Consider the following 24522-nt stretch of genomic DNA (forward strand, 5'->3'; position numbering starts at 1 on the left):
GGAATACCATGAAGAAGTGGATAGCATTCGCCATCAGTATCTGCGTCACCCTGTTTCTGGCAGGCCTGGCCTTTGTGTATCTGGTGGTCGCTCCCGGCCTGCCATCACTGGAAGCCGTTACCGACTATCGTCCCAAAATCCCGCTGCGCATCTACACGGCAGACAATGCCCTGATCGGCGAGTTTGGTGAAGAGCATCGTGATTTCGTCCCGATCAAGCAAATCCCGGCGGTCATGAAAAACGCTCTTCTTTCGATTGAAGATGAACGTTTTTATGAACATGGCGGCATCTCTTTCCGCAGTGCAGCCCGCGCCGTCCTGGCAGATTTGCGCGGTGGCTTTCATCAGGGTGCGTCAACCATCACCATGCAGGTGGCGCGCAATTTTTTCCTGACCAATGAAAAGTCGTTGCCGCGCAAACTGAAAGAAATCCTGCTGACCTATCGCATAGAAGATGCCCTGACCAAGGACCAGATTCTGGAACTGTACATGAACCAGATTTTCCTGGGCCAACGCAGCCACGGTTTTTCCAGTGCAGCCAAAACCTACTTTGGCAAATCGCTCGACCAGCTGACGCTGGCAGAAGCCGCCATGCTGGCCGGTGTGCCACAAAACCCGGTCAGGCATAACCCCGCTGTCAATTTTGAAAAAACCAAGCAAAGACAGTTGCTGGTCCTCAAGAACATGGTCAGGAACGGCTTCATCACGGAAGCACAGATGCAGGCTGCCGCGAAAGAAGAAATCAAGGTCATCAAGGGCCAGCAGTTTGATGCCCATGCCGACTACATTGCCGAGATGGTGCGCCAGAGCATCTACGCCCAATACAAGGAAGATAGCTACACCAAGGGTATCAAGGTCTACACCACCATCAACAAGGCCGAACAGGATGCCGCCTATGAAGCGGTACGTCGCAATGTCATGGCCTATGACCAGCGCCACGGCTACCGCGGCCCGGAAGGCTTTGTCGAGTTGCCCAAGGATGAAGATGAGCGTGATGAAGTCATTGACGACATCCTGCGCAAACATCCGGACAATGACAGGTTGCAATCAGCCGTCGTCATCCAAACCAGTACAAAAATGGTCAAGGCAGAATTACGCTCCGGTGAAGACATAGAAATCAGCGGTGAAGGTCTGCGTTTTGCCGCTGCTGCCCTCGGCGACAAAGCCAAGGCAGGAGTAAAAATACGGGCCGGTGCCGTGATACGCGTGATACAGGACAACAAAAAGAACTGGGCCATCAGCCAGATGCCAGAGGTTGAAGGCGCCTTTGTCGCCCTCAATGCAGATGACGGTTCCTTCCGCGCCATGGTGGGTGGTTTTGATTTCAACCGCAAAAAATTCAATCATGTCACCAGCGGCTGGCGTCAGCCTGGTTCTTCCATCAAGCCCTTCATTTATTCTGCGGCGCTGGAAAAAGGCTTTTATCCCGGTACGCTGATCAATGATGTGCAACTGTCGGAAACCACAGACAGTAACCTGCGCTGGGACCCGCGCAATGATGACGGTAAATATGACGGCCCGGTCAGCCTGCGCACCGCCCTGGCGCAATCCAAGAACGTGGTGGCAGTCAGGGTCTTGAAAGCAATCGGTGTGGAACAGGCCAGAGCCTGGTTGCCGCGCTTTGGCTTTGACAAGGACAAACACCAGGCCAACCTGACCATGGCGCTGGGCACCGGCTCGGTCACTCCCTTGCAACTGGTATCGGCCTATGCCGTCTTCGCCAATGGCGGTTATTCGATCAACCCGTGGCTGATCAGCAAGGTAACGGATGGCAAAGGTAACCTGCTGTTTGAAAACAAACCGCCGGCCAGCGCCCAGGAAGATACGCGTGTACTCGACGCCCGCAATGCCTATATCACCGACAGCATGCTGCGTGAAGTGGTACGCACCGGCACCGGCGCCAGCGCCACCGCAAAGCTGGGCAGGCGTGACCTGGCAGGCAAGACCGGCACCACGAGTGATGCCGTTGACGGCTGGTTTGCCGGTTATGCCGGTAACATTGTCGCTGTCTCCTGGATGGGGTATGACGATCCCAAATCGCTGGGCGGCCGCGAATTTGGCTCTACCCTGGCCCTGCCTATCTGGATAGATACCATGCGCGTCGCGCTGGCCGGCAAGCCGGAAGTGGTACGTGCCGTGCCCGAAGGCATCAGCAATGCCGAAGGCGACTGGATGTTCAATGAATTCCTCAACGGCGCCGGTGTCAGAACGCTGGACATGGGCGAAGCAACGCCAGCTGCTGCGACGGGACCTGCGACTGCGCCACCGGCGCAATAGCAACCTGTCTAGGAAGGCGAATAAAAAAGCCCGCAAATCTCTCTGCGGGCGAATATCCCGACCTTTGGAGGTAAAACACTTCAGGATTGCCGCATGGTAGTGCTTGCAAATGACATCATGATGACAACAAAGCGCCTGCCCTTGCCCATACGGCTAACTGTAAAACCTGCAAAGTGTCAGGGCAAAAAAAAGCCCGCGTGATGCGGGCCAAAATCCTTTACCGGTGAAGGGGCAGGATGGTGGTAATTCTTTCAGTTACTGCTTTGCCGGACAAAAATATCCTGATGCAACATTTAATCCGGTGAACAGAGTGCAAAGCACCTGTTTATTCCGCGTCTGAAACCTGACCCACATTTTGTAGACTGCTTTGCATCCCTTTACAAACATGTCGGGTCAAGAGATGACTACTTCCTACAGTACGCAAAGAAGCCTGCCACGCGAACCGCAATTCATGCACGGGACACCCGGCACTATCTACATCCTGCAAAACGATGGCTTGCGCCAGGGTTTATACAAGATCGGTGCAACCCGCCGTTCTGGCGTCTCCAAGGCCATGGAACTCAACCGTGACCAGCAACAAACCATACCGGGCAGCTACGAATGCGTATTCGAACTGCATACCAAGGATTGCGGCCGTGCCCTGGACGAAATCCTTAAACTGTTTCAACAACATCGCTGCGGCAAACGTAACCAGGATTTCTATAACCTGGATCTCGACAATGCAGCAGAGAAAATCGCCAACATCATCGCCCTCATCAACCGCCAGGGCATCATCCAGCAACAGCAGACCCTGAGCATGATGCGCCACCTGATACCTGACGAACCAGAAGTCAGCCATGCTGAAACATTCAGTCCGCCACCACCAGGCCTATTTCGTAAAGCCTTGAACTGGGTAGCAAGCTAGGTTCTTGCTTACCTTGCTTGCTTATTTACTGACTTATTTACTTGATCAGATTACTGCCTTCAGATAATTACGATCGCGTGCAAGGTCCTGATTCTTGCGCATGGCCATAAAGCCCTGCTCAAGATCGTCCAGCAAATCCTCGACCGCTTCGAGGCCAACATGCAGGCGCAACATCGGTGCAGTCCATTTGTCCGCATTGACGCTACGGTACGATGCGGGACAAGTCGGCAATATCAGGCTTTCAAAGCCACCCCAGCTAAAACCGATGCCAAACAGGCGTGTTCTGTCTATCAGTGCTGCCACTTGCTGCTCGGTGATATCTGCACGGAACACGGCTCCCATCAGACCGCAGGCATATTCGGGCTTGAAGTCACGCCTCCATAATGCATGGCCGGCGCTGCCAGGCAGCGGGGGATATAAAACCTCGGCCACTTCAGGCTGGTCCTGCAACCAGCGGGCAACAGCATAAGCACTGTCACGGTGGGTCGCCAGGCGAGACGCCAGGGTACGCAAGCCGCGCAGTGCCAGCGCTGCATCATCAGAACCTATGGTCAGGCCAAGTTGAGCATAGGTCTTGCGCACGCGCTGGTGTAAGGCTTCTGTGGTCAGGATCGCCCCCATCAAGGCATCTGAATGACCAACGATGTATTTGGTTGCTGCATGAATGGACACATCAATACCCAGATCAAAAGAATCCCAGCCTATCGGTGTAGCCCAGGTGGAATCAGATACCACCACAGCACCACGCGCATGTGCAGCAGCGGCAATCTCGGGAATGTCCTGCACTTCAAACGTCAGTGAGCCAGGGGATTCAACAAACACCACCTTGGTATTGGTTTGCATGATGTCGGCGATACCCCGACCTATTAATGGATCGTAATATGTCGTAGTGACGCCGATCTGTCTGAGAAAACCCTCGCAAAACAGACGTGTAGGGTCATACACGGTATCAACCATCAGCAGATGATCGCCTGGCTGCAACAGGGCCAGCAGGGTCGTGGTCACTGCCGACAAGCCTGATGGCGTCAGCATGCAGGCGGCTGCACCTTCAGCGGCGCACAAGGCCTGCTCCAGCGCCAGCGTCGTTTCATTGCCATGACGGCCATAGGCACGGCGGGTGCCGCAGGCATTTTTTAATGCGGCGACATCAGGAAACAGCATGGTCGAGGCCCGTACGATGGGTGGATTCACCACGGCGGCCTGTTCCTTGCTCTTGCGGCCGGCATGAGTCAGGCGGGTGGCGGTTTGCAATTGTGGTTCGACGAGGTTCATGGCTGTTTCCGTTTCTGCTGAATGTGCTGATCTTTATCCCCATCCTGGCATAGTCAGGCAGACCATTTTTACGACGGGGATACTACAGAACACATGCTAACAATGGCTCGTAAGAAATTTTTACCAATTTATTCAACTAATTGTGCTATTTTTAGAAAAATTTACTACTAATTAAAGATAATGGATAAAATTGATCTAGAAATACTGAATTTATTGCAGAAAGATTCATCCATCCCGCTGGCTGACCTGGCCCAGGCAGTACACCTGTCCGTGACCCCGTGCTGGCGGCGCATACAGAAACTGCAAGAAGATGGCGTCATCAAACAGCAGGTCACCCTGTGCGACCCGGTCAAGCTCAACCTGGGCCTGACCGTGATGGTGACCTTGAAGGCAGCCCAGCATAATGAGAAGTGGATGCAACGCTTTATTGCAGGTGTCGGCGCAATACCAGAGATCGTCGAAATCCTGCGCATGAGCGGAGACATCGACTACCTGTTGAAGGTTTATGTACCGGACATGGCAGGCTTTGATCAGGTATATAAAAAACTGGTCAAAGTGGCAGACTTGCAGGACGTCAGCTCCAGCTTCGTCATGGAAGTTATCAAGAACACTACTGCCCTGCCACTGAATTATGCAGTGCTGAAAAGCGGCAAAACCTAATAGACTGTAGCGACTAAGAGCATCCTGCCGTACGCGCATTCGCGGCTAAAGCCGCTCCTGTAAAGGATGACAGGATGGGTTTTCTGCTTACCCTCGGAAACGGTAATGCTCCTGCGTAAACAAATCTATTCCACACTGCAGATTCGCAATCCAGTCCAGAAATGCCATAATCGCCTCCCTTCCCTGAAAGTAGCGCCCATGCTGGGGTACCAGCATATCGACATCCATCTCCCTGACCATATTCGCCCACAGACGGCAGACCTTGTTGGATACCATATAGCGTTTGTGAAAGCCGCTCATGGTATGGATGTGGTCAAAAAATTCTTGTTTTGTCGTGATCGGCGCTTCTATGTCATGCGCATCCACCATGGACGCGCCGACGTCGCCGGAGAACAGGATTTTTGATTTGCTGTCGTAGAACTGGAAATTACCTTCTGCATGCAGGAAATGCGCAGGCACGGCATGGATGATGGTATCGCGCAAACGCACTGGCATGCCTTCATCGGGTATACCGGTAATACGCCCTTCTGCGCGGTTCAGGTTGCAAAAATGCGGGACAAAGCGTGACCACAGTTTGGACACATACAGATTGCAGTCTGTCCCCATCAGCCATTTGTCGAGCGCACCGATGATGTCCGGATCCTGGTGCGAGGCAAACAGGTATTTCAATTCTTTTTTGGGCAGATACTTGTGCAAGGCCAGGAGCAAGGAGTTATAGGTCAGGTTACCTGAAGGGTCAATCAGCGCTCCCTCACCTTCAGACACGATGAGAAACTGGTTGGCCTGAACGGCATGGTCGGCCGTGTCATCCAGTAAATCGTTGAACATCACGCAGATGTGCGTACCATCATTATAAAGTTCTATTGCCACGTAATCCCCGCATGCCCATGAGTTTAAGAGCTCATTCTAGTCAGGCTGGCAATAGACTTCTTGACCTGGATCAAATAAGTCAGGAGCAGGGTTAAAAAAACAGGACCGATGAAATCTTGTCACCTGAAGGACTGAACGCTGCAGGCAAAGGGTAAAACCATTACACTGGGGCACTTGGTCTGCCCCGCACCTGTCAGCGACCTGATATGGTCAGATATCCGTTGCAGGGCTCCGTGAAGACTCTCACCTGGTGACAGGCCGTACAGCAACTTATACGCATGATTGAACGCATACTTTCCATTATCCTCCCGGTCTTCATCATTATCGGCCTGGGCTATGCCTATGCCAGGCGCAAGGGCGCGGCGGCAGCCAGCGACATGGTAGCCGTCAACCGCATCAGCATGGATGTGCTGTGCCCCCTGCTGATCTTTACCGCCCTGGCCGGCAAGGATTTTGATGTCGCCCGCAATCTGTGGCTGATACTGGCCGGATTATTGATCGCACTGGGTTCAGGCCTGCTGGCCTGGCCGGTGGCGCGTCTGCTTGGTTACGACGTACGCAGCTTTGTGCCGCCGATGATGTACAACAATTGCGGCAATATGGGTTTACCGCTGGCAGCACTGGCCTTTGGCACCAGCGGTCTGTCTGCCGCCGTTGCGCTGTTTATGGCCTGCAACCTGGTGTATTTCACGGTAGGCATACGTATCATCCAGCATGGTCATCCTGACCATCGTGATTCGCCGTGGCGTTTTTTGCTCAGCCCCATGATGTTGGCCATGGCGGCCGGCATGATCTTTGCAATCTTTCATATCCCCCTGCAGAGTACCCTGTTCCTGGCACTGAAGATGACTGGTGATGCCTGCATACCGATCATGCTGTTTGCGCTGGGCGTGCGCATGCTCGATATCAATTTCGCCAGCTGGCGCATAGGCATGGCGGGCGCCATCGTCTGCCCGCTGGCAGGTTTGCTGATGGCTGGAATACTGGAATTTGTCTTGCCGCTAACGCCAACCCAGCGCGGCCAGATGTATCTGTTTGCTGCGCTGCCACCTGCCGTGTTTTGCTTCATGGTGGCAGAGCAATACAAGCAGGAGCCTGACAAGGTGGCATCTATCGTTTTGCTCGGTAATGCAGCAGCAGTGCTGTTTGTACCGCTGGGTTTGTGGCTGGGTTTGCGCTAGAAAAAACGCCAGGCAATATAAGCCGGTATCAGCATTATTGGTCCTGTCAGCAGGGCAAGCCAGGCATAACGGTTCACGCCGGGTATCAGCACACTCAGACCAGGTTTGTCTGGGTGATAGGCAATGACAACCATACTGCCCTGAGGATATCTGGCAACAATATTCCTGGCGACCCGCTTGTTCGGTCCAATGCCAAAAAATGGACGATAACCCTGATAAGCCTGGCCATGGACGCTGTAGTCATACAGCATCTGGAAACTCCATTCTTGTCCAGCTGTATCTTTATACCCCGTCCCCGGACGCCAGTATCTTTGCAATTTGCATAGACGAACCTTTGCCTGCACGGCAGGCCAGTGCAGGCTTTGACGCGCCCTGAATAATTCAAGGACTGACCAGACCGTGACCGCCCCGGCCAGGAGCAAGAACACAAGAGTGAAAATAATTCCGGCTGAAATCATCATTCTGGCTTAAAAAAATCCCCGCCAGATCATCTCTGACGGGGATTATTGAGAGATGAACAACGATCTATATTAAACCAGTCTTTGCCAGATTGCTGTTGTTGCTGCCGCCTGGTTCAGCGAATAGAAATGCAGGCCGGGCGCGCCACCAGCCAGCAGGCGTTCGCACATGGCGGTCACCACGTCCAGACCAAAGGCCTTGATGGATGCGGTATCATCACCATAACTGGCCAGCTTGAGACGTATCCAGCGTGGTATCTCGGCACCGCACATCTCGGAGAACCGCTGCAATTGCGTGCTGTTGGTGATGGGCATAATGCCCGCCACGATAGGTGCTGTCACACCAGCCTTACGCGCTTCTTCAACAAAGCGGAAGTAGGCATCGGCATTATAAAAATACTGGGTGATGGCAGCATTGGCGCCTGCATTCATTTTGCGTACAAAACTGTTCAAATCATCTTGTGGCGAACGCGCCTGGGGATGCATTTCGGGATAGGCAGCCACTTCGATATGGAACCAGTCACCGGTTTCTGCACGGATGAATTCGATCAGTTCATTGGCATAACGGAACTCGCCACCCATACCGTAACCGCTGGGCAAGTCACCGCGCAATGCGACCAGGCGGTGAATGTCATTAACCTTGAATTCGTTCAGGATTGCGCGGATGGATTCACGCGTACCGCCCACGCAGGACAGGTGTGGTGCAGCGTCATGGCCTTCGCGACGTATTTCCATCACGGTATCAAGCGTACCCTGCTGGGTGGTGCCGCCGGCACCGAAGGTGACAGAAAAATACTTGGGCTTGAGCTCAGCCAGTTTGGCGCGCGTGGCGCGCAACTTCTCTATACCTTCCGCCGTCTTGGGCGGGAAAAATTCTATACTGAAATTATGCGTCTTCATCTTTTTTCTGCTGCAACAATAACGTTGAAAGTGCCCAGGAAATCACGCTGTATAACAAAGCTCCGCCAACAGCCGCCCAAAAGCCGGTGACATGAAAACCGTCCACCATGTTTGCCACACCCCAAAACATCAGCCCATTGACAATAAAAATGAACAGGCCCAGGCTCAGTACCGTTGCTGGCAATGTGAGTATCAATACGATGGGGCGGATAATGGTATTGACCAGGCCCAGCACAACGGCCACCACCAGCGCAGTACCAAAGCTGTCGATTTGTACCGATGAAATCAGATAAGGGATCGCCAGCAAAGCCAGCGCATTGATCAACCAGGTTGCCAGTAAACGCATACATGCTCCTGTCTGTAGATGGTGAGCTGCATCAAGCCGGATGCAACCTCATTGCCTGCTTATCCGGGCCTGCCTTTGGCAAACCCGGACAAGCAGCAAAGGTGATTAATAACGATAGTGATCAGGCTTGTAAGGGCCTTCTTTTTTCACGCCGATATAGCTGGCCTGTTCATCTGTCAGTACGCTCAGTTGTGCATTGAGTTTTTTCAATTGCAGACGGGCGACTTTTTCATCCAGGTGTTTAGGCAGGGTATATACACCTACTGGATATTGCGCCGTGTTGGCAAACAATTCGATTTGCGCAATCGTCTGGTTGGCGAAAGAAGAACTCATGACATAGGATGGGTGGCCAGTACCGCACCCCAGGTTCACCAGGCGGCCTTCTGCCAGCAGGATGATGCGTTTGCCGTCAGGGAAAATCACGTGGTCAACTTGTGGTTTGATGTTTTCCCAGGTGTATTGCTTCAATGCAGCGACGTCGATTTCATTATCAAAGTGACCGATGTTGCAAACGATGGCCTGGTCTTTCATCTTCAGCATGTGAGCATGACTGATGACGTGGTAGTTACCTGTGGTTGTCACGAAAATGTCGCCATGTTCAGCAGCATATTCCATGGTCACGACGCGGTAGCCTTCCATCGCAGCCTGCAACGCGCAAATAGGATCGATTTCCGTGACCCATACCTGAGCAGACAAAGCACGCATGGCTTGCGCAGAGCCCTTGCCTACATCACCGTAACCAGCGATAACGGCAACCTTGCCAGCGATCATGACGTCAGTAGCACGTTTGATGCCATCGACCAGGGATTCGCGGCAGCCATACAGGTTGTCGAACTTGGATTTGGTGACGGAATCATTGACGTTGATGGCCGGGAATGCCAGCTTGCCGTCTTTGTGCATCTGGTACAGGCGATGTACACCGGTCGTCGTTTCTTCTGTCACACCCTTGATTTGCGCCAGACGTTTGGAATACCAGGTGCCATCAACAGCCAGATGTTTCTTGATTGCATTGAACAGACAGACTTCTTCTTCTGAACCAGGGTTGGCCAGCACGGAAATATCTGACTCTGCGCGTGTACCCAGATGCAGCAGCAAGGTTGCATCGCCGCCGTCATCGAGAATCATGTTGGAATAACCTCCGTCTTTCCATTCGAAAATACGGTGAGTGAAGTCCCAGTATTCGTCCAGGTTTTCACCCTTGAAGGCAAATACCGGTGTGCCGCCAGCCGCAATCGCTGCGGCTGCGTGATCCTGTGTAGAGTAAATATTGCAAGATGCCCAGCGTACTTCAGCACCGAGGGCCAGCAAAGTTTCGATCAGCACGGCAGTCTGGATAGTCATGTGCAGGGAACCGGTGATACGTGCGCCCTTCAAAGGCTGGGATGCAGCGAATTCTTCACGTATAGCCATCAGGCCGGGCATTTCTGTTTCTGCAATGCGGATTTCCTTGCGGCCCCAGTCAGCCAGACTCAGGTCAGCAACAAAGAAATCTTGAGTATTTGAAGTGTTTTCTACGACGGCGTTCATCACGCCCTCCTTTCTGATGAAAAAAGTAACGTGAGCGCGGTTATGGATATCCCAAGCCTGGCAAAAACTTGTAGTTTTCGTCGCAACGCTCCTTGGAAGACTTGAAGTATAGCGCAGCTCGGGATTTTTTTGCTGATTTCTTGTTTTTGCAAAGGATATCAGCGACTGGCTAATAACCTTAAAGAAATAAAAACGGGGCCAGCAGGCCCCATCTATAACATCCGGCAACACTCCGTTTGTAACGAATACTAATGCCCTTCAAAATTGCATACAGTAAACAAGGGCATGCCGCTGTCGCGAATAATTTTTGAACCGCCAAGTTCCGGCAGGTCAACAATGACAGCACCTTCGACGACTGTCGCGCCCAGGCGTTCCAGCAATTTCTTGCCTGCCATCATGGTGCCGCCGGTTGCAATCAGGTCGTCGATGAGGACGACGCGGTCACCTGTTTTGCAGGCGTCCGAGTGCAATTCCACGGTCGCGCTGCCGTATTCAAGCTCGTATTGCTCCGATACGGTATGGAAGGGCAGCTTGCCTTTCTTGCGGATCGGCACGAAACCGAGATTCAGTTCATAGGCCAGTACAGAGCCGATGATGAAGCCGCGTGCGTCCAGGCCAGCCACCACATCGATCTTTTCATCCATGTAACGGTGCACAAACATATCGATCAATACACGGAATACTTTAGGATTTTGCAACAAGGGGGTGATGTCACGAAACATGACACCGGCTTGCGGCCAGTTTTCCACAGTACGGATATGTTGCTTAATGTATTCGGCCGGATTAATCATCTGGCATGTCCCTCAAATTTTAAAATAACCCGCTATTTTAACAGCCGCTGCTCTGCTCTTGCGACTGCTTCGGAAGTTCCTCTGACCACAACCACATCACCATCCTGCAAAATGATGTCATCCTGATGGTCCAGCCTCTGCTTGCCACGCCTGACGGCATGGACATCAACTTCAATTTCGGCAAATTTCAAGTCTGCCAGATGCTGCCCGAGGCCCTTGGCACGTTCAGTCAGGACGATAGTATGCAGCCGTATCTGCATATTCTCGGGACTGTCAGCAGCATCGCTGGCGCCGTGAAAGAAACCACGCAGTGATTCATAGCGTGCATCCCTGGCCATTTGCACCCGGTGCACCACTCGACGTAATGGTATTCCCAGCATCACCAGGGCATGCGAAGCCAGCATCAGGCTGCCTTCCATCAGTTCAGGCACGACTTCGGTGGCGCCAGCGGCCCGCAGTTTTTCCAGGTCGACATCATCATGGCTGCGTACAATCACCGGCAGGCTGGGATTCATCTCATTAACGAAATGCAAGACTTTCAGGGCAGAGGCGGTGCTGGTATAGGTCACCACCAGAGCAGCGGCACGGTTGATACCGGCAGCCAGCAAGCTTTCGCGCCGGGCGGCATCGCCATACGACACATTGGCGCCGGCAGTCTGCGCTTCCCTGACGCGGTCCGGGTCCAGGTCCAGTGCATGATAGTCAATGTTTTCTTCAGCCAGGATGCGCGCCAGGCTCTGGCCGCTACGGCCAAAGCCTGCAATGATCACATGCTTTTTGGTGGACATGGTGCGGGCAGCAATCTGCGTCAGTGCCAGCGACTGCATCATCCATTCATTGGCAGAGAACTTCATGACGATGACATCCGACTTTGCCAGGATAAAAGGCGAAATCAGCATGGAAATCACCATCGATGCCAGGATCAATTGCACCAGCAAAGGGTCCAGCATTTGCAGCCCGCCTGCCTGGTTCAGCAAAACAAAGCCGAATTCACCGGCTTGCGCCAGCCCCAGGCCGGTCCGCAAGGCCACGCTGGTGGAATTGCCGAAAGCCTTGGCCAGAGCAGCAATCAGGACCAGCTTCAGCAGGACCGGCCCCGTCAGCAGCAGCAAGACCATCCAGAAATGATCAAGCACCAGACGCACGTTGAGCAACATGCCGATGGTGATGAAGAACAGGCCAAGCAAGACATCACGGAACGGTTTGATATCTTCTTCCACCTGGTGGCGATATTCGGTTTCTGAAATGAGCATGCCAGCGACAAATGCCCCCAGCGCCATGGACAGCCCGGCTTTCTCGGTCAGCCAGGCGGCCCCCAGGGTCACCAGCAGGAGGTTCAACATGAACAATTCTTGCGAACGGCGCCTGACCACGATGTGGAACCAGGCGCGCATGATCTTTTGCCCGACCACCAGCAACAGAACCAGTACCAGCACTGCCTTGCCACTGGCCCAGGCCAGGGTCTGTACGATATCACCAGAATTGGACGCCAGCGCCGGTACCAGGATCAGCAGCGGCACCACCGCCAGGTCCTGGAACAGCAGCACACTGATGATCTGCCGGCCATGCAGGCTTTCCAGTTCCAATCGCTCTGTCAACATTTTTGAAACGATGGCGGTCGACGACATCGCCAGCGCGCCACCCAGGGCAAACGATGCAGCCAGACTGATCTGGAAATATTGTGGCAACAACTTGCTGGCACCCCAGCCAAACAGCATGGCAGTCAGGATAGTGACCAGCACCTGGGCCATCCCCATTCCAAACACGGCCTTGCGCATGGCCATCAGTTTTGACAGCGAAAACTCCAGCCCTATCGAAAACATCAAAAAAACGACGCCAAACTCAGCCAGTTCATGCGTAACAGCACTTTCTTCGGCCACACCCATGCCATACGGACCAATAAGTATGCCAACGACCAGATAACCGAGCATGGGCGGCAACTGCAGCATGCGGAAGGCAACCACGCCCAATACGGCAGCGGCCAATAACGATAATGTAATGTCAAGTCCTGTCATGACTCCTATTATTGCCGATTTATCGTGTTTTTATCCTGCTTTGAAGCAAACAATATTCACTACGTTACAACTGGCAAAGTTTTTGCTTTGCCGATTTCGTTTATACTTCCGGCATGAACGAACTGAATGCACCTCACCCCCATCGACAGCTCGGCAATACGGACACCGCCGAAGCAGCGACGCGCGCCCTGAGACTGGCTCGCGAAACCTTGCAAATCGAGGCAGATGCCTTGCTGGCTTTACAAAAACGCCTTGGTAACGGCGATGCCGCCGGTTTTTCCCTGGCGGTCAGCATGTTGCTGGCATGCCACGGTCGCGTCGTGGTTTCCGGTATCGGCAAGTCTGGTCATATTGCACGCAAGATAGCCGCGACCTTTGCCTCAACCGGTACGCCTTCATTCTTTGTCCACCCTGCTGAGGCCGCCCATGGCGACCTCGGCATGGTGACCCAGCAAGATGTGTTTATTGCCATTTCCTATTCTGGCGAGGCGTCAGAACTGATGTCCATCCTGCCCATCATCAAGCGACTGGGAGTCAAGCTGATCGCCATGACAGGCAATCCTGAATCCAGTCTGGGCAAGCTGGCAGACATACACCTTAACCTGCATGTGGATAAAGAAGCCTGCCCGCTAAACCTGGCGCCGACCGCCAGCACTACCGTTACCCTGGCGCTAGGCGATGCACTGGCGGTTGCCGTGCTGGATGCGCGCGGATTCCGCGAAGAAGACTTTGCCCGTTCCCACCCAGGCGGCTCGCTGGGTCGTCGTCTGTTGACCCATGTACGCGATGTCATGCGTACCGGTGAGGCCGTACCGCAAGTCGGACCTGAGACCAGCCTGAAAACCGCCTTGCTGGAAATTACCAAAAAAGGCATGGCGATGACTGCTGTTGTCGACCAGGATAACAAGGTGCTCGGCATTTTCACCGATGGCGACTTGCGCCGCCTGATGGATGGCACGCGTGACTTCACCCAGCTGCGCATCGCCGATGTCATGAACACCACTCCCAGACGCATACGTCCGGAACAACTGGCGGTTGAAGCCGTCGAAGTCATGGAAACCTATCGTATCAACCAGTTGCTGGTTGCTGACGATCAGGGCAAGCTGCTGGGTGCCCTGCATATCCATGACCTGACCCGTGCCAAGGTAATTTGATGAATAGTCCAGTTGAAAGAGCCAGCAAAATCCGGCTCATGATCTTTGATGTCGACGGCATACTGACCGACGGCGGCCTGCATTTCGGCCCTGAGGGCGAGATGATGAAGTGCTTTAATGTACTCGATGGCCAGGGCATCAAGCTGTTGCAACAGGCAGGTATCATCACGGCCATCATCAGCGCCAGGCAATCCGCCATTGTGACCAAACGTGCTACCGACCTGGGCATCAGCCACGTCCGCCAAGGCATCCATGACAAGAAGCTCGCATTTTTGCAATTGCTGGCCGAATTGAACATGACGGAACAGGATTGCGGCTTTATAGGTGACGATGTGATCGATCTGCCGATACTGACGCGTGTCAGATTTGCTGCCAGCGTACCAAACGGCCATCGTGAAGTACAGCAGCGTGTGCATTATGTCACCACAGCCCGCGGCGGCCAGGGTGCCGCCAGGGAAATCTGTGACTTCATTCTGCGGGCACAGGGCAAGTATGAGCAAGCCTTGCAAAATTATCTGTCATGAGAGGGCAAATGACCATAGACCGCTTCCGCATCTGGCTGGCCGTTGTGCTGCTGGGCGTCGTCACACTGGGGACCATCTGGGTCATGGAAGTCATACGCCATTATGCCCAGGATGAGCAAAGCCGCTCCTCGGCCCGCTCTGCGCCTGATTATTATGTGGAAAAATTCAACTTCATCCGCTTGTCCAACAATGGCAAGGCAAATTATCACATTACCGGCGACAGCCTGGTCCATCTGCCACGTACTGATAATATAGAAATCCGCAATCCGCAGATCAGCAGCTTTGATGCGGACAGGCAACCCTTGCACATGCGCGCCAACCTGGCAATCGTATCCCAGAAGTCGCCGACGGCTACGCCCAAGCGAGAGCATGATGAAGTACATTTGTACGACAATGTCAGCATGGAAAGACCCGAAGGTCTGAGTTCGCAATTCGTACGTGTCGAATCAGAATACCTGCTGCTATTGCCTGACGACGATGTAGTCAAGACTGACAAGCCTATTTCCATCCAGACTGGCAAGCTGAAATCCACGGCAGTGGGCATGCTCGCCAATAATGCAACCCAGCACCTGTCCCTGCTGAGCAAGGTGCGCATAGAACTCAAGAAGCGTGAGGCCGCCCCGGCAGCTCCGTCCAAGTTATAGAAAGTGATTGTGCGTATGAAACATTCTACATTGACTCTTTCCGTTTTTCGTTTGATCAGCCTCGCCTGCCTGGGGCTGGCATGTGCCCCCATTCATGCAGAAAAAGCTGACAGCACCAAGGAAACCATCATCGAGGCCGGCTACGGCGAGAGCGACGGCAAGACCAGTGTGCGCCGCCTTTCCAAAGGCGTCTCTCTGGTACGTGGTACGTTGAATGTCAAAGCTGAAAATGCCGTGGTCACAGAAGCACCCAATGGTGACCAGTTTGTCGTGCTGACGGCGGGCAGCAATCGTAAAGTCACCTTCCGTCAAAAGCGCGATGGCGGTCCCGATCTGTGGGTCGATGGCGAAGCTGACCGTGCCGAATACAACCAGAGTACAGAGATCGTCAAATTCATTTCCAAGGCCAAGGTTCGCTATCTGGAAGGCAAGCGAGTTACCCAGGAGCAGGAAGGCGAATACCTGTCTTATGACAGCAAAAATGATGTCTTTATCGGTACCAATTCAACCACTGGCCAACATGTAGAAGGCTCAGGCACCTTGAAAATCATCCTGCAACCAAAACCAGAAAAACAGGCTAACTAAGATGACAGCAAAGTCCAGTACCTTGCTTGTCAAGGGCTTGCAAAAACGCTATGGCGCACGCCAGGTGGTCCGTGACGTATCGCTGCTATTGAAAAGCGGTGAAGTCGTCGGTCTGCTGGGCCCGAATGGTGCCGGCAAGACCACCTCGTTCTACATGATAGTCGGCCTGGTACCGTCCGATGCCGGCGATATCACAATCGACGATGTGAATATCTCGCAGTTGCCCATCCATGAACGTGCGGTACTTGGCCTGTCTTATCTGCCGCAGGAAGCCTCAGTCTTTCGCAAGCTGACGGTCGAAGACAATATCCGCGCGGTACTGGAATTACAAAGGGACAGCGACGGTAAATTCCTTGGCAGCAAAAAGATAGAGCAAAGACTGGATGCCTTGCTCGCTGATTTGCAGATAGAAAAAATACGCGAAAGCCAGGCACTGTCCCTGTCCGGCGGTGAACGCCGTCGCGTCGAGATTGCCCGTGCGCTGGCCACCAATCCTCGTTTTGTCCTGCTCGATGAACCTTTTGCCGGCGTTGACCCGATTGCCGTCATAGAAATACAGCGTATAGTGCGCTTCCTCAAAGAGCGTGGCATAGGTGTCTTGATTACAGATCATAACGTGCGTGAAACCCTGGGCATCTGCGATCATGCCTACATCATCAACCAGGGCGCAGTACTTGCCAGCGGCAAGCCGGACGACATCATACAGAATGAATCTGTACGACGCGTCTATCTGGGGGAACACTTCCGGATGTGACGGGAATCATCATGAAACAAAGCCTGCAACTACGTACTTCACAACATCTGGCATTGACGCCGCAATTGCAGCAATCGATACGATTACTGCAACTGTCCACACTGGAATTGCATCAGGAACTCGAAACCCTGCTGGTGGAAAACCCCATGCTGGAAAGGGTCGATGACCCGCTCGACAATGCCGTACGCCTGCTGGCAGACGGCGCCATCACAACCAACAATAGTGCGGTTGATGCCGGCATGGAAGCACCGGCTGCCCGTGACGACATCGAGAAACCCGCTGAAACAGGTGACGGAGAAACCATCATCAGTAACGACACCACCAGCTCCACAGAGGAAGATTGGGGTTTTGATGATGTCCAGCACGGCAGCAAATCCGGTGATGACGAAGATGGCCGCCCCCAGCTAGGGGCAGCGCACATTACCCTGCGCGAGTACCTGCAGGAGCAGATGCGCCTGAATCTGCGTGAACCGCGTGACCGCGCCCTGGTCGAGTTGATGATCGATGCTGTGGATAACAATGGTTACCTGACCGAAACCCTTGATGAAATACATGCCAGTTTGCCACTGGAATTATGCGTAGAGCTTGACGACCTGGAGTTTGCCCTGAGCATGCTGCAGAGCTTTGATCCGGCCGGTGTCGGTGCGCGCACCCCCTCCGAGTGCCTGGCACTGCAAATCAAGCGCATGCCCAAGGTCGCGTTTGTGACACGCAGACTGGCTTTGCAGATTGTGGAAACACAACTGACTTTGTTCGCACAGAAAGATTTCACCAAACTCAAGAAAATTCTTGATTGCGATGACGAGGATTTGCGCGATGCACAAACCGTGATACGGCAATGCAAGCCGCGCCCCGGCCTGGCATTTTCTGCCGATGAATCTGACTATGTCGTGCCTGATGTCATTGTCAGGAAATCTGGCAATGGCTGGCAAGTCCTGCTGAACCAGGATGTCATGCCCCGACTGCGGGTAAGCAGCATGTATGCCAATATCATGAAACAAAGCAAGGGTGAAGCCGGACTCGGAGCGCAATTGCAGGAAGCACGCTGGCTGATCAAGAACATGCGGCAGCGTTTTGATACGATTTTGCGCGTTGCACAAGCCATCGTCGAAAGGCAGCGCAACTTTTTCACACATGGTGCTGTTGCCATGCGCCCCCTTGTTTTGCGCGAAATAGCTGATACACTAGGATTACACGAGAGCACTATTTCCCGTGTAACGACTCAAAAGTACATGCTGACCCCGCATGGCATGTTTGAGTTGAAATACTTTTTCGGTAGCCATGTCGCGACGGAAACAGGGGGGGAAGCATCTTCCACCGCGATACGAGCACTCATCAAGCAGTTGATAGGAGCAGAAGACCAGAAAAGCCCACTCTCTGATAGCAAAATTGCAGACATGCTGGGCGAACAGGGCATGGTAATTGCCCGACGGACAGTTGCCAAATACCGTGAAGCCTTGAAAATCCCCCCAGTGAGCCTGCGTAAATCTTTGTAAGTAGTCCTTGTAATCACGGTTTGAATTGCTATATATGATTTAGCTCAAGACAAATTCCTTGTTGAGAGCGTATCGTTACAGCAAGCAACATCACTATAGGAGCACAGTATGAATCTCACCATCAGTGGACATCACGTCGAAGTAACTCCTGCAATTCGTGAATATGTACATACTAAACTTGAACGTATCAGGCGACATTTCGACCAAGTCATTGATATCGCCGTCATCCTGACGGTGGACAAGCTCCGGGAAAAGGAAAAACGACACAAAGCCGACATCAATTTGCATATCAGTGGTAAAGATATCCATGTTGAAAGCCTGGCCCATGATCTGTATGCAGCAATTGATGCACTGGTAGACAAACTGGATCGCCAGGTCATCAAGCATAAAGACAAGATACAAAACCACCAGCACGACGCCATCAAACATATACCTGATCCGGCATCGGCTTCATGATCCAAAACCCCTGCCCTTATTAACATAAAGGGTTGAGGGCATCCAAAACAAGGACGCAACAGCGTCCTTTTTTGTTGGGTGATCGAATGAAAATAATTGATGCCTATCAATCTTTTAAAATGATTGCCCCCATAACAATCCGTATGCGTGTTACAGCCATTCCTGCGCAGGCAGTAATCTAGTGCCGTTCTTGCATCTGCAAAGTAAATTTTGCGTGCCTGATTTGTTGGCAGACCCGCGACTACACGACGGAATCATGAAACCCCAACAACCCGCCCTTACGCCATTTCATCATAAACTTATACACTCCGTGACGACTACGTCCGCCAAAGTTAAAATAACAGCTTCATCCCCTACCTTGCATAATCAACCACCATGAGCGAATTTGTACTTACCTCCGTCAAGAACAACATCGGTTACATCACCCTCGACAGACCCAAAGCGCTCAATTCGCTTTCGCTGGACATGGTAAGAGCACTGACGGCAACTCTGCTGTCCTGGCAGGCTGATCAGAATGTGCATGCGGTATTCATCTCCAGCAGCAGCGAAAAAGCATTTTGTGCCGGTGGTGACATTCGTTTTTTCTATGATGTTGGCACAGCCACGCCCAAAGGCGATTCTGCCCTGCTGGAAGATTTCTTCACTGAAGAATATGCCTTAAATCATTTAATCCATTTCTACCCCAAACCCTATATCGCACTGATGAATGGCGTGGTCATGGGTGGCGGCATGGGTATCGCCCAGGCTGGCGAAGATTGCCGTTTGCGCATCGTTACAGAGCGTACCAAGATGGCCATGCCGGAAGTGAATATTGGTCTTTTCCCTGACGTAGGCGGCGGTTATTTTCTGTCACGCACTGAAGGCGAGATTGGTACTTATCTGGGACTGACAGGTGAAATCATCGCTGCAGCCGATGCTATCTACGCAGGGCTGGCGGATGTCTACATTCCCACCACAGAAATACCGGCACTGATGACTTTGCTCAGTGAAAGCCAGGCGACGGACCTGCGTCAGACAATACGCAATTTCGCTGCTGCTTTTGCTGATCAGGCAAAACCGGATACCAGCAAACTGGCATCACAACATGCCACCATCAACGACATCTTCGCTGGCAATAGTGTTACTGGCATCAGTGAAAGGCTGCAACAGGACAACAGCGAGTTTGCCCGGCAAACCCTGGCAACTATGCAAAAACGTTCGCCCCTGCTCATGTCGGTCACACTGGAACAACTGCGCCGCAGTAAAGATATGAACGTATCAGAATGCCTGCGCATGGAAAGAAACATGGTACGCCATTGCTTCAAGCATGGTGAAGTGCTGGAAGGTGTACGCGCCCTGGTCGTGGACAAAGACAATAACCCACGCTGGTCACCTGCGACATTGGCTGAAGTGACAACAGAGCAAGTGACCGGCTTCTTTGCAGAAGCCTGGCCTGTTCATGCACATCCTTTGCGCCATTTGGAAGGATAAGTTAAACCACTGGCTGATCAGAATTTTGATCAATCGTTGGTCAATACATTTGGGTTCAGGTCATGGTGACCTTGTTTTGATTTTTGCAGTTGCTTTTGACTTTCCGCATTTCCCATTTTTGTACTGCACAAAAGGGAATCCGCCAACATCTAAGTCGCTTGTAAGCGGCGCTGTGGAGTGCTACAACTGCATCGCCTTCTTTTGCTCCCTTTTCTTGGCAACGACGAGAAAAGGGAGTAGCTGCCAGGCTACCCCGGCCTGCAAGCTTAAATAACGTGTGCAGACAATTAACAGCCGAACCGCGAAATATCTCCTTGCTTTTCAGAGTGCCTTGATCGACCGCCGGGTGTTGGGCTGATAAACCGTAGCCCAACCTACGAACCCTCTCAGGAATGACGTTATTATGCGTGCCGTAAATGTAAAAACTGATGGCTTGAAATAAACGTCCATCACTTCAACTCAAACACCTTTTTATCTCCCTTAAACCATCCCGCCAATCCCGCAATAAACTCCTGCGCTCCATTCCTTTCGGCAGTACGCAAACCATGACTGGCCCCAGGGTATTCTACAAACTGGAAATCTTTCTCCGGATGCTTCAAGAAATAGTCTCGCAAGGCATGGCCTGATTCTATCGGCACACTCTCATCTTTCTCTCCCATCGCCGCCACCATGGGGATATCCAGCTTCGCATATACGCTCAATGGATCGGTGAATAAACGACCAGACCAATAGGCATAGGGATGACCAAAGAATTCTTTCCTGAGGCTCTTGCCATCCTTCCTGATCTCAGCATAGACATGCAAAAAATAGTCGCGTGAGAACGGTTTTGCGTAGGGCTCTACTCCACGGTCTGCAAAGATCAGGAATTCTTCACTCTGCTTCAAACCACCGCTACCTGCCGTCGCCAGCCAGCCTATTTTCTTGCTATCTCTGGCAAGGTAAGGAGCAACAGCGCCGCCTTCAGAAAAACCCAGTACAGCAATGGAGTGCACTGGCATCTTCTTCAGTTCAGGTTCTTGTTCGACGAATTTCAAATGATCAGACAAACGCTGGTCAAATTTGTCTGCTGCTTTGAATTCATTGCTGCATTTGCTGCCATCAGCATTTTTTTTGACGCCTGGTTTTTCCAGATAATAGACATTGACAGCTGTAGGATAGCGTTCAAAAAACATAGGCAGGCGCACGGAAAAATCATCGCATCCTGAACCACTGACCAGGAGTATGGGCGGGCCAGGTTTTGCTGTAGCAACGTCAGATAAATGATAGTAGCGTCTTTGCTTGCCATCGATTTTTATTGTGTGCTCCTGCAAAAAGGGAGCTGCCAGACAGGAGGTGCTGAAAAGTGTGGTCAACACCAGAACTGCGCAACTAATTTGTGAAGAGATGAATTTCATATGCATGCTCAATGGTGATCGATGTAAAACACAGGTAAGCGCAAGCAAGCATGGAAAAATATCATAGTTCAGGCAAGAATTGATGAAGCCAAAAAAGAAAATGGGAAGCAAGCTCCCCATTTCTCTTCACTTCATGTGTGGCATTAATCAGTGCTGCGCACCACCTCCCAGATAAGCCGCTTTCACGGCAGGATCATTCTGCAAACTGGCCGCCGGACCATGTACCGATATCTTGCCATTTTCCAGCACATAACCATAGTCAGCCACCGCCAGTGCCGCAGCGGCAAACTGCTCCACCAGCAGCATGGTGGTACCCTGCTCTTTCAAGCGGACAATGATGCGAAACACTTCATCAACCAGTATCGGCGCCAGACCCATTGATGGCTCATCAAGCAAAACCACTTCGGGATTGAGCATGACAGCACGCGCCATGGCCAGCATCTGCTGTTCACCGCCAGACAGCGTACCGGCCAGTTGATTGCGTCGTTCTTTCAGGCGCGGGAATAATTCCATGGCCTTTTGCAGGTCAATATCGATATCACCACGCGGACGGCTGCGGGTAAAGCGCGGGAAAGCACCCAGCAAAAGATTATCAGTGACCGACATGGTGGCAAATACCCGTCTGCCTTCTGGCGAGTGCGCCAGACCGGCTCGCGCTATCTTGTGCGAATCCATGCCTGTCACGTCTTTGCCGGCCAAAGTGACGGTGCCACCCTTTGGTTTGAGCATGCCGGATATGGCGCGCATGGTTGTGGTTTTTCCGGCACCGTTGGAGCCAATCAAAGTCACGACCTTGCCCTTGGGTACATCAAGAGAAATGCCGTGCAAGACTTCGACCTTGCCATAAGCCGCGTGCAAATTTGAAATAGTTAACATCGTCTTCTCCTCAGGCTGCTGCGGCTGCGCCGCCTTCTGACACACTGCCACCGAGATAGGCTTCGATCACTTTGGGATCTGCCTGCACTGCGGCCGGCTTGCCTTCGGCAATCTTCTGACCAAAATCAAGTACCGTGACGGTATCGCAAATCGACATGACCACATCCATATGATGTTCAATCAGGATAATGGTGATGCTATGCTCACGTATCTTGCGTATGATGGCGACCAGTTCCTTGATGTCTGGTGCGGTCAAACCGGCCGCTGGCTCATCGAGCAGCAGCAGTTGTGGGTTGAGTCCCAGTGCACGCCCGATTTCCAGCAAGCGCTGTTTGCCATACGGCAGGTTGCGCGCCTCTTCATTGGCCAGATTTGCCAGGCCGACAAATTGCAACAGACTGGCAGCGCGCTCACGGGCCAGGCGTTCTTCACGCAAGTAACGTGGCGTGTGGAGCATGACATCGAGTACATTACTGCGGAAAGTGTTGTGCAGACCAACCAGAACATTCTCCGTTGCCGTCATTTCACCAAACAGCTGCACATTCTGGAAAGTCCTGGCAACGCCACCCAGGGCAATTTCTGATGGCGTGCTGCCCGATATCACCTTGCCGGCAAATTCGACCACGCCATCAGTAGGCTGATAGATGCCGGTCAAGACATTCATCATGGTGCTTTTACCGGAGCCATTGGGGCCGATCAGTCCATGCACTGTGCCCTTGTTGATTTGCAGGTCAACCTGGTTGAGCGCCTTCAAACCGCCAAATTGCATCAACAGTTTTCTGCCGCTCAGCAAAACACCGACTCGTGCGTCATTGGCTTTGACGATGGCGGCACTATCCGTATTTGCAGTATCTTTTGCATCAAGAGTAACGTGAACCTGTCCCTTACCAAGCATACTGTTGACAAAACCAACGATGCCATCCTGCAGGTAATACACGACAAACAGGGTCATCAGGCCAAAAATGGTCAGGCGCCAGTCTGTAATATTTTCCAGTCTGTAAGAGAACAAGGCCATCGCCACCGTAGCGCCAACCGGCACCAGCAATTCGCGTGCAGTCCTGCGTTTTTTTGCAAACGTTGCAACGCCAGCCAATACGGCAATCACAGCCGCCACACTGGCGATCTTGCGGAACAGTTCTATATCCGCCAGCAATGAAGGCAGCATCACCACAATCAATGCACCTATCAGTGAACCTATGCGTGATTTGCGTCCCCCCATGATCACTGCCAGCAAAAACATGATGGTCAGTTCAAAGTTATAGCTGTTCGGTGAAATGTATTCTTCCGAATAGGCATACAGACTGCCGGCCAGTCCCGCCAGTGCGGCACTAATGACGAAGGCAATGACCTTGTAACGGTAGACCGATACGCCCATGCAATCCGAGGCGATAGGGCTATCACGCAAGGCCTGGAAGGCGCGGCCATAATGTGAACGCAGGATGCGGTGAACAAAGATCAGGGCCAGTACCATCATCGCTGCAACCAGGTAGAAGTAACCGGCTTCGCTGAGTTTTTGCCCGAACAAGACGGGCTTGCTCAACTTGATACCCATGGGCCCTTCCGTCAGGAAGCTCATTTCATTGATCAGTATCTGGATGATGGTGCCAAAAGCCAGCGTCACCATGGCCAGATAAGGGCCGGTCACGCGCAAGGCTGGTAAAGCCAGCAAGGCGCCAAACACGGCTGTCACGACGATACTGCAGGGAAGCGCAACCAGGATGGGCAAGCCAAGCTTGAACACCAGGACGCCGGTAGTATAAGAACCTATGCCAAACAGACCCGCATGACCAAGCGAAACCTGGCCGGTATACCCCACCACGATATCGAGACCAAACAGCAGGATGGCATAGATCAATATGGTTTCAGCCAGGTGCAGATAATAAGGATTGTTCAATACCATCGGCAACACTGCCAGTACAACGATGCCCAGCAGTGAAGCTATGAGAGTTTTCTTGTTCATGATCACGCC

At 52.6% G+C, this 24522-nt stretch carries 23 protein-coding genes and 1 riboswitch; of the genes, 12 read left to right on the top strand and 11 right to left on the bottom strand.

Features of this window, described 5'->3' with window-relative positions; translation table 11 throughout:
* The first annotated feature begins 8 nt into the window (after positions 1–8).
* Positions 9–2276 carry a penicillin-binding protein 1A gene (locus LZ463_RS00655; protein ID WP_241452798.1) on the top strand — a complete coding sequence of 756 codons (2268 nt, stop codon included), beginning with the start codon at positions 9–11 and terminating at the stop codon, positions 2274–2276.
* Positions 2277–2676: 400 nt separating this feature from the next.
* Positions 2677–3180, top strand: coding sequence for a GIY-YIG nuclease family protein (locus LZ463_RS00660; protein ID WP_241452800.1), 504 nt, complete (start codon positions 2677–2679; stop codon positions 3178–3180).
* Positions 3181–3225: 45 nt separating this feature from the next.
* Here LZ463_RS00660 and metC read toward each other — a convergent pair whose 3' ends face one another.
* On the bottom strand, positions 3226–4452 hold the full coding sequence (gene metC / locus LZ463_RS00665; protein WP_241452801.1) for a cystathionine beta-lyase: 1227 nt from the start codon (positions 4450–4452) through the stop codon (positions 3226–3228).
* Positions 4453–4632: 180 nt separating this feature from the next.
* Here metC and LZ463_RS00670 point away from each other — a divergent pair, with 180 nt between their 5' ends.
* Entirely contained in the window at positions 4633–5112 is a 480-nt protein-coding gene (locus LZ463_RS00670) for an Lrp/AsnC family transcriptional regulator (protein ID WP_241452802.1), read from the top strand.
* 87 nt (positions 5113–5199) lie between these two features.
* Here LZ463_RS00670 and LZ463_RS00675 read toward each other — a convergent pair whose 3' ends face one another.
* The gene (locus LZ463_RS00675) at positions 5200–5982 is read right to left on the bottom strand and encodes an oxygen-binding di-iron domain-containing protein (RefSeq protein WP_241452805.1); all 783 of its coding nucleotides are present in this window, start codon (positions 5980–5982) and stop codon (positions 5200–5202) included.
* 278 nt (positions 5983–6260) lie between these two features.
* On the opposite strand from LZ463_RS00675, the gene LZ463_RS00680 reads away from it, so the two are divergent.
* The gene (locus LZ463_RS00680; protein WP_241452807.1) at positions 6261–7163 is read left to right on the top strand and encodes an AEC family transporter; all 903 of its coding nucleotides are present in this window, start codon (positions 6261–6263) and stop codon (positions 7161–7163) included.
* Here the strand turns inward: LZ463_RS00680 and LZ463_RS00685 are convergent.
* The 6 genes from LZ463_RS00685 to LZ463_RS00710 all read right to left on the bottom strand — a co-directional run bounded on the left by LZ463_RS00685 (position 7160) and on the right by LZ463_RS00710 (position 13200).
* Complete coding sequence (locus LZ463_RS00685) at positions 7160–7624, bottom strand: DUF3592 domain-containing protein (RefSeq protein WP_241452809.1); 465 nt, start codon at positions 7622–7624, stop codon at positions 7160–7162. The genes LZ463_RS00680 and LZ463_RS00685 overlap by 4 nt on opposite strands.
* A gap of 69 nt (positions 7625–7693) precedes the next feature.
* Positions 7694–8521: a methylenetetrahydrofolate reductase [NAD(P)H] gene (metF, locus tag LZ463_RS00690; protein ID WP_241452813.1), complete on the bottom strand. Its 828-nt coding sequence runs from the start codon at positions 8519–8521 to the stop codon at positions 7694–7696.
* On the bottom strand, positions 8508–8867 hold the full coding sequence (locus LZ463_RS00695) for a phage holin family protein (RefSeq protein ID WP_241452815.1): 360 nt from the start codon (positions 8865–8867) through the stop codon (positions 8508–8510). Before LZ463_RS00695 ends, metF begins: the two co-directional genes overlap by 14 nt.
* A gap of 105 nt (positions 8868–8972) precedes the next feature.
* The gene (gene ahcY / locus LZ463_RS00700) at positions 8973–10394 is read right to left on the bottom strand and encodes an adenosylhomocysteinase (protein WP_241452816.1); all 1422 of its coding nucleotides are present in this window, start codon (positions 10392–10394) and stop codon (positions 8973–8975) included.
* Positions 10395–10419: 25 nt separating this feature from the next.
* Positions 10420–10494: riboswitch (S-adenosyl-L-homocysteine riboswitch) on the bottom strand.
* Positions 10495–10642: 148 nt separating this feature from the next.
* Positions 10643–11185 (bottom strand): adenine phosphoribosyltransferase, encoded by a 543-nt coding sequence (locus tag LZ463_RS00705; protein ID WP_241452817.1) that lies wholly within the window; start codon positions 11183–11185, stop codon positions 10643–10645.
* Between the two features lie 32 nt (positions 11186–11217).
* Positions 11218–13200: a monovalent cation:proton antiporter family protein gene (locus LZ463_RS00710; RefSeq protein ID WP_241452819.1), complete on the bottom strand. Its 1983-nt coding sequence runs from the start codon at positions 13198–13200 to the stop codon at positions 11218–11220.
* 113 nt (positions 13201–13313) lie between these two features.
* On the opposite strand from LZ463_RS00710, the gene LZ463_RS00715 reads away from it, so the two are divergent.
* The 8 genes from LZ463_RS00715 to LZ463_RS00750 all read left to right on the top strand — a co-directional run bounded on the left by LZ463_RS00715 (position 13314) and on the right by LZ463_RS00750 (position 20283).
* Positions 13314–14354 (top strand): KpsF/GutQ family sugar-phosphate isomerase, encoded by a 1041-nt coding sequence (locus LZ463_RS00715; protein WP_241452820.1) that lies wholly within the window; start codon positions 13314–13316, stop codon positions 14352–14354.
* On the top strand, positions 14354–14878 hold the full coding sequence (locus LZ463_RS00720) for a KdsC family phosphatase (RefSeq protein WP_241452821.1): 525 nt from the start codon (positions 14354–14356) through the stop codon (positions 14876–14878). The genes LZ463_RS00715 and LZ463_RS00720 overlap by 1 nt, the downstream gene beginning before the upstream one ends.
* Before the next feature lie 8 nt (positions 14879–14886).
* A complete protein-coding gene (gene lptC, locus LZ463_RS00725; protein ID WP_241452822.1) occupies positions 14887–15522 on the top strand; it encodes an LPS export ABC transporter periplasmic protein LptC in 636 nt (211 codons plus the stop codon).
* 15 nt (positions 15523–15537) lie between these two features.
* Positions 15538–16107 carry a lipopolysaccharide transport periplasmic protein LptA gene (gene lptA / locus LZ463_RS00730; RefSeq protein WP_241452826.1) on the top strand — a complete coding sequence of 190 codons (570 nt, stop codon included), beginning with the start codon at positions 15538–15540 and terminating at the stop codon, positions 16105–16107.
* Between the two features lies 1 nt (position 16108).
* The gene (gene lptB, locus LZ463_RS00735; RefSeq protein ID WP_241452831.1) at positions 16109–16861 is read left to right on the top strand and encodes an LPS export ABC transporter ATP-binding protein; all 753 of its coding nucleotides are present in this window, start codon (positions 16109–16111) and stop codon (positions 16859–16861) included.
* Between the two features lie 11 nt (positions 16862–16872).
* A complete protein-coding gene (locus tag LZ463_RS00740; protein WP_241452832.1) occupies positions 16873–18357 on the top strand; it encodes an RNA polymerase factor sigma-54 in 1485 nt (494 codons plus the stop codon).
* A gap of 108 nt (positions 18358–18465) precedes the next feature.
* Entirely contained in the window at positions 18466–18813 is a 348-nt protein-coding gene (hpf, locus tag LZ463_RS00745; RefSeq protein ID WP_241452836.1) for a ribosome hibernation-promoting factor, HPF/YfiA family, read from the top strand.
* A 375-nt stretch (positions 18814–19188) separates the two neighbouring features.
* On the top strand, positions 19189–20283 hold the full coding sequence (locus tag LZ463_RS00750) for an enoyl-CoA hydratase/isomerase family protein (RefSeq protein ID WP_241452837.1): 1095 nt from the start codon (positions 19189–19191) through the stop codon (positions 20281–20283).
* A gap of 449 nt (positions 20284–20732) precedes the next feature.
* On the opposite strand, the gene LZ463_RS00755 is transcribed toward LZ463_RS00750, so the two are convergent.
* The 3 genes from LZ463_RS00755 to LZ463_RS00765 form a co-directional block, all read right to left on the bottom strand.
* On the bottom strand, positions 20733–21638 hold the full coding sequence (locus LZ463_RS00755; protein WP_241452838.1) for an alpha/beta hydrolase family protein: 906 nt from the start codon (positions 21636–21638) through the stop codon (positions 20733–20735).
* A gap of 186 nt (positions 21639–21824) precedes the next feature.
* Entirely contained in the window at positions 21825–22553 is a 729-nt protein-coding gene (locus LZ463_RS00760) for an ABC transporter ATP-binding protein (protein WP_241452839.1), read from the bottom strand.
* A 10-nt stretch (positions 22554–22563) separates the two neighbouring features.
* Complete coding sequence (locus LZ463_RS00765) at positions 22564–24513, bottom strand: branched-chain amino acid ABC transporter ATP-binding protein/permease (RefSeq protein WP_241452840.1); 1950 nt, start codon at positions 24511–24513, stop codon at positions 22564–22566.
* Positions 24514–24522: the final 9 nt, after the last annotated feature.

This window comes from Undibacterium paludis, from assembly GCF_022568815.1.
Lineage (GTDB): Bacteria > Pseudomonadota > Gammaproteobacteria > Burkholderiales > Burkholderiaceae_D > Undibacterium.